This window comes from Streptomyces sp. CNQ329 (genome assembly GCF_000482585.1).
The window spans coordinates 54,584-63,975 of record NZ_AXVU01000037.1; the positions used below are offsets into that span (position 1 = coordinate 54,584).

8 protein-coding genes are annotated in these 9,392 nt (G+C 73.2%); 3 read left to right on the forward strand and 5 right to left on the reverse strand.

Translation table 11 applies throughout. The features are described 5' to 3' along the window. The first annotated feature begins 204 nt into the window (after positions 1-204). Positions 205-1,383 (forward strand): hypothetical protein, encoded by a 1,179-nt coding sequence (locus I003_RS0122765; RefSeq protein WP_037721460.1) that lies wholly within the window; start codon positions 205-207, stop codon positions 1,381-1,383. Positions 1,384-1,404: 21 nt separating this feature from the next. Here the strand turns inward: I003_RS0122765 and I003_RS0122770 are convergent, their stop codons facing one another. From I003_RS0122770 to I003_RS32915, 4 genes are read right to left on the reverse strand one after another with little or no spacing between them, the layout of a single operon-like run. After that, on the reverse strand, positions 1,405-2,154 hold the full coding sequence (locus I003_RS0122770) for an MOSC domain-containing protein (RefSeq protein ID WP_027773630.1): 750 nt from the start codon (positions 2,152-2,154) through the stop codon (positions 1,405-1,407). A gap of 10 nt (positions 2,155-2,164) precedes the next feature. After that, positions 2,165-2,923: an ABC transporter ATP-binding protein gene (locus I003_RS0122775; RefSeq protein WP_027773631.1), complete on the reverse strand. Its 759-nt coding sequence runs from the start codon at positions 2,921-2,923 to the stop codon at positions 2,165-2,167. Continuing rightward, positions 2,920-3,684 (reverse strand): cobalt ECF transporter T component CbiQ, encoded by a 765-nt coding sequence (cbiQ, locus tag I003_RS0122780; protein WP_027773632.1) that lies wholly within the window; start codon positions 3,682-3,684, stop codon positions 2,920-2,922. The genes I003_RS0122775 and cbiQ overlap by 4 nt, the downstream gene beginning before the upstream one ends. Before the next feature lie 3 nt (positions 3,685-3,687). After that, the gene (locus tag I003_RS32915; RefSeq protein ID WP_078564268.1) at positions 3,688-4,908 is read right to left on the reverse strand and encodes an energy-coupling factor ABC transporter permease; all 1,221 of its coding nucleotides are present in this window, start codon (positions 4,906-4,908) and stop codon (positions 3,688-3,690) included. A 150-nt stretch (positions 4,909-5,058) separates the two neighbouring features. On the opposite strand from I003_RS32915, the gene I003_RS0122790 reads away from it, so the two are divergent. Further along, on the forward strand, positions 5,059-8,508 hold the full coding sequence (locus I003_RS0122790; RefSeq protein ID WP_486584340.1) for a S41 family peptidase: 3,450 nt from the start codon (positions 5,059-5,061) through the stop codon (positions 8,506-8,508). Between the two features lie 124 nt (positions 8,509-8,632). Further along, entirely contained in the window at positions 8,633-8,860 is a 228-nt protein-coding gene (locus I003_RS0122795; RefSeq protein WP_027773634.1) for a hypothetical protein, read from the forward strand. 170 nt (positions 8,861-9,030) lie between these two features. On the opposite strand, the gene I003_RS0122800 is transcribed toward I003_RS0122795, so the two are convergent. After that, positions 9,031-9,392 (reverse strand): integrase core domain-containing protein (locus I003_RS0122800; RefSeq protein WP_027773635.1); only part of this gene is annotated, 362 nt, incomplete at its 5' end.

A 9,392-nucleotide genomic window follows, 5' to 3' on the forward strand; every position in this document is an offset into this window, starting at 1 on the left:
GGCGTGATCCATACCTGCGGAATGCCCCACTACGGAAACGGTAGCAGCATGTGCGGCGACGGGGCAGGGCCCGTACGGGCGGCCCCGTGTCCGGCCGGTCCGTAACGGGTGACAAGTACGCAACAGGGGTTATCCACAGGGGTTTTCTCCGCGGGCGTTCACCTTCAGGATGGAATCTCCGCAGCACGGATCACGGGGGATGACATGGCAGTGCTCGACCGAGCAACAAAGCGGCAGCCCGGGGCGGCGTCGGACCGGTATGCCCCGCGGCATTGGGGCGCGTATCTGGCCGTGGCCGCGCTGCTCACCGTCCTGGGCCGGACGGTGGTGGTCTGGCTCGTCTACGACTTCGACTATGTGAGCAGCGGCGTCGACGACTTCCTCAAGGCGCTGTACGACCCGCGGATCCTGCTGGAGCCCGAGCTGTTCAGCCCGTACGTATGGGCGTTCACGGTGGCGTTGCTGGTGACGGGGGTGGTCGCGGCGCTGAACCGGCGGGCGGGACGGGGCGCGGCGCTGCTGTGCGGGTTCCTGATGTTCGCGACCGCCGCCCGCGAGCTGATCGGCCTGGCGGCCAGCGACCGGTTCCGGCAGTGGTACATCGGGGGCAATGACCTGGAGGCCGCGATCATCGGCAGTTGGGCCGCCGTCCTGGTCTTCTCGGCCGGGGTGGTCGTGCTGATGCTGCGGGCGGGCGAGCGGCCGGCGCCGCGCACCGCGGGGATGCCGGTGCGGGGGTCGCAGCATTATGTGATCGCCGGTGGGCTGATGCTGGTGCTCGGCCTCGCGCTCGTCGGCTGGATCGTGCGCATGCTGACCCGGAACGGTGGCGCGATCGGCGTCGGCGACTACTTCATGGTGCTGGTGAATCCCGGTGAGTCGTACGCCCCGGAGCTCGCCGGCGCCGCACAGTACTGGGAGGCGGTCTTCGCGGTCTCGCTGCTGGTCCTCGGCGTGCTGGCGCTGCTGCGCCGACCGGTGGTGCGCGGCGCGGCGATCACGCTCCTCGCCGTCCACCTCTACCTCGACGTCCGCCGCATGATCGGCATGACGATCACCGACTACCCGGAGGGGATGCCTGCCGAAGGGCGGATCCCCGTCCTCGGCTGGGACGGGTACACCAAGGATCTGGAGGGCTGGCTCGTCCTGCTCACCTACGTCGGCGGGGCACTGATAGCCGTCGTCGTGATCGCGATGATGCTGCGCGCCCCGGAGGCGGCGGCCGGGGAGTCCGCGCCTTCGGCGGCGGGCGGTCACATACCGCCGCAGCCGGCTGGACGGCCGGCAGCACCCCGGCCGCAGCATGACGCGGCACCGCAGGCACCGGCGGCACCGCCGCCCCCGGCCGCGCCGCCGTCGGCGGGACCGCCGCCGGCCGGCTGAGGAGCCGGCGGCAGGGTCCTCTCAGGCGGGTCGTACCGTGTCGCCGGGGCGTACGGTGCCGGGGGTCACGACCTCGGCGCCCACGCCGAGGCACATCCCGCGCTCCGCGGTCAGCGTCTTGAGCACCCGGCGGTCCTCCGCCAGGGCGCGCTGCGACATCGTCGTCATCACACAGCGCTTCATGCGCTTGATGATCCGCAGCCGCACCTCCTGGCCGACGGTCACCTCCCGGCCCACCCAGTCCTCCTCGATCCACGGCTCGGCGGTGTCCAGAACGATGTTCTTGCGGAAGCGGCGGGCGTCGGCCGGTTCGGTGTCGCCGAGGATGCGGCCCAGCGCATGCAGGGAGGCGGCGCCGATCAGCGTCACTCCGCAGTCGTCGAAGTGCGACACGGCGTCCTCGCGTGCCAGCCGGACGTCCGCGCCGAGCAGTTCGGCGAGGTGCGCGTCGTCGCGGAGGTCGGCGCCGTCGGGGGTGACGACGTGCGGGCGGTCGCCGACATCGTGGTGGGCGGGATAGGAGGCGGTGAAGTGGAGCAGGCCCTCGGTGCGGCGGAAGCGACGGGAGTTCTTGCCGCTGCCGAGCTTGCCGTCGTCGTAGGTGACGGCCCAGAGGCGGTCGCCGACCGTGCCGCGCTCGTCGATGACGAGTTCCGGCAGCCGTTCGCCGAGCATGGACTTGACCGGGAAGCGCCGGAGTGTGACGACGGTGGCCTCGGACGGTGCCGCGGCGGGCGTCGGATCCGGTATCGCGGGAGGGAGTGCGGACATGCTGCGGACCCTATGCCCGGCTCGGGTCGAAGCCGAAGGGTATTTCGAGGCGGTGCGCGGCCATCAGATCCTCGTCGAGGAGGAGTTCCCGGGTCGCGCCGTCGGCGACGACCAGCCCGCCGCTCAGGACGACGGAGCGGGGGCACAGCTCCAGGGCATAGGGGAGGTCGTGGGTGACCATCAGCACGGTGACGTCGAGGGAACGGACGATCTCGGCCAGTTCGCGGCGGGCGGCCGGGTCGAGGTTGGAGGACGGCTCGTCCAGCACGAGCACCTCCGGCTCCATGGCCAGCACCGTGGCCAGTGCCACCCGGCGGCGCTGGCCGAAGGACAGGTGGTGCGGCGGCCTGTCCGCGTGCTCCGCCATGCCGACCTGCTCCAGCGCACGGCGTACGCACGCCTCCAGCTCCGGCCCCCGCATGCCGCCGGTGGCGGGTCCGAAGGCGACGTCGTCGCGGACGGTGGGCATGAACAACTGGTCGTCGGGGTCCTGGAAGACGATGCCGACGCGGCGGCGTATCTCGGCGATGTTCCGCTTCTCCACGGCCAGCCCGGCGACGTGGACGGTGCCGGCGCCGCCGCCGAGGATGCCGTTGAGGTGCAGGACGAGCGTGGTCTTGCCGGCGCCGTTGGGCCCGAGGACGGCGACGCGCTCGCCGTGTTCGACGGTGAGGTCGACGCCGAAGAGGGCCTGGTGGCCGTCGGGGTAGGCGTAGGCGAGGCCGCTCACTTCCAGCGACGGGGGCCGTCCCGTTGTCCGCGGTGTCATACGAGGTTCCCTCCCAGCAGGCACACGGCGAGGGCGGTGAGGGGCAGCACGGCGGCGGACGACCACTGTGCGCGGGTGGCCGCGGCCTGGTCGACGACGGGCATGGTGCCGGTGTAACCCCGGCTGACCATGGCGAGGTGGACGCGCTCCCCGCGCTCGTAGGAGCGGATGAACAGCGCCCCGGCGGTGCGGGCGAGCACACCCCAGTGGCGCGGGCCGCGGGCGGTGAAGCCGCGGGACTCGCGGGCGATGCGCATCCGGCGCAGCTCGTCGGCGATCACGTCGCCGTAGCGGACCATGAACGTCGCGATCTGCACCAGCAGCGGCGGCATGCGCAGCCGTTGCAGCCCGAGGAGCAGGGCGCGCAGTTCGGTGGTCGTGGCCAGCAGCACGGAGGCGGCGACGCCGAGGGTGCCCTTGGCGAGGACGTTCCACGCGCTCCAGAGGCCGGATTCGCTGAGGGAGAGCCCGAGGACGTCGGTGCGCGGGCCCTCCGCAACGAAGGGGAGGAGAACGGCGAAGGCGACGAAGGGCACTTCGATGACGAGCCGCACCAGCACGACCCCCGGCGGCACGCGCGCCGCCGCGGCGACACCGGCGAGCAGGAGGGCGTACGCACCGAAGGCCCAGACCGCCTCACGGGGAGTGGCGACGACGATCAGGACGAAGCAGAAGGCCGCGACGAGCTTCACGTGCGCCGGGAGCCGGTGGACGGGCGAGACCCCGTGCCGGTACAGCTTGTGCGCGTGCCCAGCCCCCAACGGTCAGCCCTCCGGCCGGGCCTGGGGCCGCGGGTCCGTCCCGCGGGAGCCCGGCGCCGGGCTGACGCGGTCCGCGGAGTCCGCCTTCCCGGCCGCCGTCGCCGCTCCGGCGGCGGCACCGGCCCGCGGGCCTGCGGCGGAGCCGGTGCGGCGGCGGACGGCGACGAACACCCCGCTGCCCACCGCCAGCGTGGCCGTGACGCCGATGAGGCCGGCGAGGCCGCCGGAGAGGCGGGCGTCGGTGACGTCCTCGACGCCGTAGTCGGCGAGCGGGGAGTCGGACAGCGCGTGTTCCTTCTCCTCCTCGGCGATGCCCTTGTCGCCCGCTACCTTCTCCAGGCCGTCCGGGTCGGAGGAGGCGTAGAAGCTGACGATCCCGGCGAGGACGAGGGAGGCGAGCAGGCCGGCGGCCCAGAGCCGCCGCGGGCTGCGGTGCCGTGACCCCGGACCGGCGGGCTCCGGGACGGCGTCCGCGGGCTCGGTCACCGTGCCGGCCCGCTCCGGGGGCGGGGCCGCCGCCGCGTCGCCCGGCCGCGCCACCGTCACCGTGCGCAGCTCCAGCGGGCGCCGCACGCCCTGGACACCGTGGATCAGATCCGGGCGGACGGCCGCGACCGAGGTGACCGTCGCGGTGGTGATGGCCGCCTCGCCGAGGCCGATGAGGAGATGGACGCCGACCATCGCCGCGGCGACCTTCGTCAGCGACACGTCCGCCGTGCCGCCCAGCGCGTACAGCCCGGTGAACGCCAGCGCGGAGGCAGGCACCGACAGCGCCGCCGCCGCGAACGTCGCCAGCCCCAGCCCGCCCAGTCCGCCGGGTCCCCGCGGCAGCACCCGGAACAGCGCGCGGAACACCGCGTACGACACGGCGACCGTCACCACGCCCATCAGCGTGATGTTGACGCCGAGCGCCGTCAGCCCGCCGTCGGCGAAGAGCAGCCCCTGCATCAGCAGGACCACGGCGATGCAGAGCACCGCCGTCCACGGCCCGACGAGGACCGCGGCCAGCGCGCCCCCCAGCAGGTGCCCGCTCGTGCCCGCCCCCACCGGGAAGTTCAGCATCTGCACGGCGAAGACGAACGCCGCGACGAGCCCTGCCAGCGGGGCCGTCCGCTCGGCCAGTTCGCGGCGGGCACCGCGCAGGCTGACGGCCACGGCACCCGCGGCGACCGCGCCGGCGGCGAGTGAGACGGGAGCGTCGATGAACCCGTCGGGCACATGCATGGTGGCGTCCCTCCGTCGACCGGTACGCGACTCGCCCATATCTATCGGCAGGACGGCACCCGATCATACAAACTAATTGCAAAGTATTCGCAACAGCGCTCTGCCCGCAGAGTGCGCGCCGACTTGCCGTGTCCCTCTACGCACCGAAACATGGAGTTTGTGACAGCCGGTTCCGACAGCACCGCCGCGCCCGGCCCCGGCCTGCCCTACCTCCGCTTTCCCCACCTGCACGGTGACCTCATCTGCTTCGCGTCCGAGGACGACCTGTGGCTCGCGCCGCTGCCCGCCCCCGGCGCCAAGCCGGAGCGGGGCTGGCGGCTGACCGTCGACCGCACCCGCGTGGGACATCCGCGGTTCTCGCCGGACGGGCGGTTCATCGCGTTCACCAGTTGGCACAGCCTCGACGCCGAGATCCACCTCGTGTCCACGGAGGGCGGCGGGGCGCGGCGGCTGACGTACTGGGGCAGCCCGGACACCCGGGTGTGCGGCTGGACGCCGCCGAGCCCCGGCGAGAGCGGCGCCCCGCAGATCCTCGCGGTGTCCTCGCAGAGCCAGCCGCTCTCGTACCAGACCTGGTCCTACCTGGTGCCGACGGACGGCGCCCCCGGGCGCCGGCTCCCCTGGGGGCCCGTCGACGAGATCGCCGTCGCCGAACTGTCCGGCACGCGCAAGACGCTGCTGCTCACCGGCCGCCCGCCGCACGAGCCCGCCTCCTGGAAGCGGTACCGCGGCGGCGCCACCGGCCGTATCTACCTGCACGGCAGGCGGCTGCTCGCGGACCTCGGCGGGCACGTCGAGTGCGTGATGTTCGTCGGTCCGCCGCCCGCCGCGCGGATCGCCTTCCTCTCCGACCACGAGGGCATCGGCAACCTCTACTCCTGTCTGCCCGACGGCACGGACCTGCGCCGGCACAGCGACCACGCCGACTTCTACGCCAGGAACGCCGCCACGGACGGCCACCGGGTGATCTACCAGTGCGCCGGCGAGTTGTGGCTCGCCGAGGACTTCGGCCCCGCGGGCCGCCCGCGCCGACTCGACGTCCGGCTCGGCAGCCCGCGGGCCGGGCGGCGCCCGTACCAGGTGGCCGCGCAGAACAACGTCCAGGGGCTGACCGTCGACACCACCGGGCGCGCCAGCGCGGTCGCGGTGCGCGGCGCGCTGTACTGGCTGACCCACCGCGACGGCCCGGCGCGCACGATCACCGAGACCCCGGGTGTGCGGATCCGGCTGCCGCGGATGCTGGGCGACACCAATCGCGTCGCCTACGTCACGGACGCCGCCGGCGACGACGCCATCGAGATCGCCGACCTGCCGCGCACCGGCGCCGTCGGCGAGCCGCTGCGACTGGCGGCCGGGCGACTGGGGCGGGTGCTGGCGCTGGTGCCCTCACCGGACGGGCGGCACATCGCGATCGCCTCGCACGACGGCCGGCTGCTGCTGGTGCGGGTGCCGGAGCGGGTGCAGGCGGACGAGCGGATGTCGGCGGAGGTCGCGGAGCAGTTCGCGGAGGCGATTCGGGCCGCGGAGGAGCTGTCGCCGACGGAGGCGGCGGGCGACTGCCAGGTCACCGAGCTGATCCGGTCGGTCAACGGGCCCGTACGCGACCTGGCGTTCTCGCCGGACTCGAAGTGGGTGGCCTGGGCGCACCCGGGCATCGGCCGCACGCTGCGGCGGATCAAGATCGCCCGGATCGCGGACCGGACGATCGTGGACGTGACCGACGGCCGGTTCGAGGACGAGGAGCCGGTGTTCACCCGCGACGGGCGCTATCTGGCGTTCCTGTCCTGGCGCGGCTTCGACCCGGTGTACGACGTGCACACCGGCGATCTGTCGTTCCCGCTGGGCTCCCGCCCCTACCTTGTCCCGCTGCATCCGGCGACGCCCTCGCCGTTCGCGCTCTCGGCCGAGGGCCGGCCCGCGGCCGGCGGCATGGATCCGGTCGGCCCGCCGGTGGTGGAGGCGGGCGGGAACATCACCGTGCTGGTCGAGCCGGAAGGGCTGGAGAGCCGGGTGACGCCGGTTCCGGTGCCGGCGTCGAAGTACTCCTCGCTGGTGCCGGTCGCGGGCGGCGGGCTGGTGTGGCTGCGCTGGCCGATCTCGGGCGCGCTCGGCGAGACGTTCGCCAACCCCGCGGACACCTCGGGGCGGCCGACGCTGGAGCACTTCCATATCTCCACCGCCCGGCTCACCGAGCTGACGTCGCTGGTGACGGAGATCGCCGTGAGCGGCGACGGCACCCGGCTGGTGGCCAACGACGGCGGCTCGCTGCGCGCGATCCCGGCGACCGACCGGGCGGACCCGGACACCACCGTGTACATCGACATGCGGCGGGTGCTGCACACCGCGGATCCGGTGGCCGAGTGGCACCAGGCGTACGCCGAGGCCGGCCGGATCGTGCGGGCGTACTTCTGGGAGCCGCACCTGTGCGGCGTCGACTGGGACGCGGTGCTGGAGCAGTACCGCCCGCTGCTGGACCGCGTGGCCTCACCGGACGAGTTCGCCGATCTGCTGCGCGAGGTGCTGGGCGAGCTGGGCACGTCGCACGCGTACGTCACGCCCGCCCGCCGCAACGAGGGCCCGCCGCACTACCAGCGGCCCATCGGCTTCCTCGGCGTGAACTTCGTCCGGACGCGGGACGGCCGCGGCTGGGCGCTGGCCCGCATCCTGCCCGGCGACTCCTCCGACACCCGGGCCCGCTCCCCGCTGGCCGGCACCGGCATTCCGGACGGCTCGGTGCTCACGCACATCGACGGCCGGGCGGTCGACCCGGTGACGGGCCCGTACCCGTTGCTGGCGGGGGCGGGCGGCACGTCGGTGGAGCTGACGTTCGCGATCGAGGGCGGCGGGGGGAGGCTGCGCCGGGTGGCGGTGGTCCCGCTGGTCGACGACCGGCCGCTGCGCTACCAGGACTGGGTGGCGGCGCGGCGCGCGGTGGTGCACGAGCTGAGCGGCGGGCGCTGCGGCTACCTGCACATTCCGGACCTGGTGGCCAGCGGCTGGGCGCAGTTCAACCGGGACGTGCGGATGGAGATGAACCGCGAGGCGCTGATCGTGGACGTACGGGGCAACGCGGGCGGGCACATCAGCGAACTGGTGCTGGAGAAGCTGACCCGCAGGATCATGGGCTGGGACCTGACGCGCCACGCGCAGCCCGTCTCGTACACCTCGACCGCGCCGCGCGGGCCGATGGTGGCGCTGGCCGACGAGGCCACGTCGTCGGACGGCGACATGATCACGGCGGCGTTCAAGCTGCTCGGCCTCGGTCCGGTGGTGGGGCTGCGGACATGGGGCGGGGTGGTCGGGGTGACGGGCCGGCACCGGCTGGGCGAGGGCACGGTGATCACGGTGCCGATGAACGCGGCCTGGTTCGACGAGTACGGCTGGGGCGTGGAGAACGCCGGCGTCCCGCCCGACGTGGTCGCCGAACGCACGCCGCTGGACTGGGCGGAGGGCCGGACCTCCGAGCTGAACGTCGCGGTGGCCACCGCGCTGGACCTGCTGCACCAGCACCCCGCCGCGGCGCCGCCGGACTACACGGATGTTCCCGACCGGAGCAGGCCGCCGCTGCCTCCGCGCCCGCAGCGGACGCCGGGGATCTAGCGGCCGTCACGCCCTCGCGGCCGCGGGGGACGCGGAGACGCAACAACATCCGAAATGCGGCATTTACCCATCTATGTAAGCCTGAGGAGGGCCCGAATCCCTCTCTCATTAGGAGTGAAAAGAAATGGGCGCATTCGACAAGGCGAAGGACATGGCCGGCGACGCGGCCCAGAAGGCCAAGGAAGCCGCGCAGAAGGCGCAGCAGAGCCGCGAGCGCGAGCAGGAGTCCGGCCAGGATTCTTCGCAGCGCACCCGGGAGGGCGCGGAGCAGGGCCGCGACCGGATGAGCGAAGACCGCATGCGGGAGGACCGTATGCGGGAAGACCGCGACGACGAGCAGGGGCAGCACTGACACGTCCGGCTGAGCCACGCACGAGGGGCGCACCCACGCCGGGTGCGCCCCTTCGCCGTTGTCCCGCGCCGGGCGCGCACGAGCACGAGGGTCTGCGCTCGGTCCGTACAGGCGTGCAGCGTACGGGCGTTCACTCCCGCGCCCGTACGCCCCGGAGTCCGGGCGGCGCGCTAGTTGTATTGCCCTGTGAGGTTGGGGACGCGGCTGGCGGGTGGCTGGCCTTTCAGTGCGGTGTGTCCGCGGTGGTGATTGTAGGTGTGTAGCCAGGCAGGGAAGGTGTCACGTCGTTCTTGTTCTGAGTGGTAGGGGCGGGCGTAGGCCCACTCGTCCAGCATCGTGCGGTTCAGGCGTTCGACTTTGCCGTTGGTCTGGGGTCGGTAGGGCCGGGTTCGCTTGTGGGCGATCCCGGCCTGGGCCAGGGCGTCGCGCCAGGCGTGGGACTTGTAGCAGGCGCCGTTGTCGGTCAGGACTCGTTCGATGGTGATCCCGGTGCTGGTGAAGAACGCCTGCGCCCGGCTCCAGAAGGCGATGG

Excerpts from the sequence above, each read along its gene's own strand:
- I003_RS32915 (WP_078564268.1), bottom strand. The coding sequence starts at position 4,908 with ATGCATGTGCCCGACGGGTTCATCGACGCTCCCGTCTCACTCGCCGCC.
- I003_RS0122765 (WP_037721460.1), top strand. The coding sequence starts at position 205 with ATGGCAGTGCTCGACCGAGCAACAAAGCGGCAGCCCGGGGCGGCGTCG.
- I003_RS0122770 (WP_027773630.1), bottom strand. The coding sequence starts at position 2,154 with ATGTCCGCACTCCCTCCCGCGATACCGGATCCGACGCCCGCCGCGGCA.
- I003_RS0122790 (WP_486584340.1), top strand. The coding sequence starts at position 5,059 with ATGGAGTTTGTGACAGCCGGTTCCGACAGCACCGCCGCGCCCGGCCCC.
- I003_RS0122795 (WP_027773634.1), top strand. The coding sequence starts at position 8,633 with ATGGGCGCATTCGACAAGGCGAAGGACATGGCCGGCGACGCGGCCCAG.
- I003_RS0122775 (WP_027773631.1), bottom strand. The coding sequence starts at position 2,923 with ATGACACCGCGGACAACGGGACGGCCCCCGTCGCTGGAAGTGAGCGGC.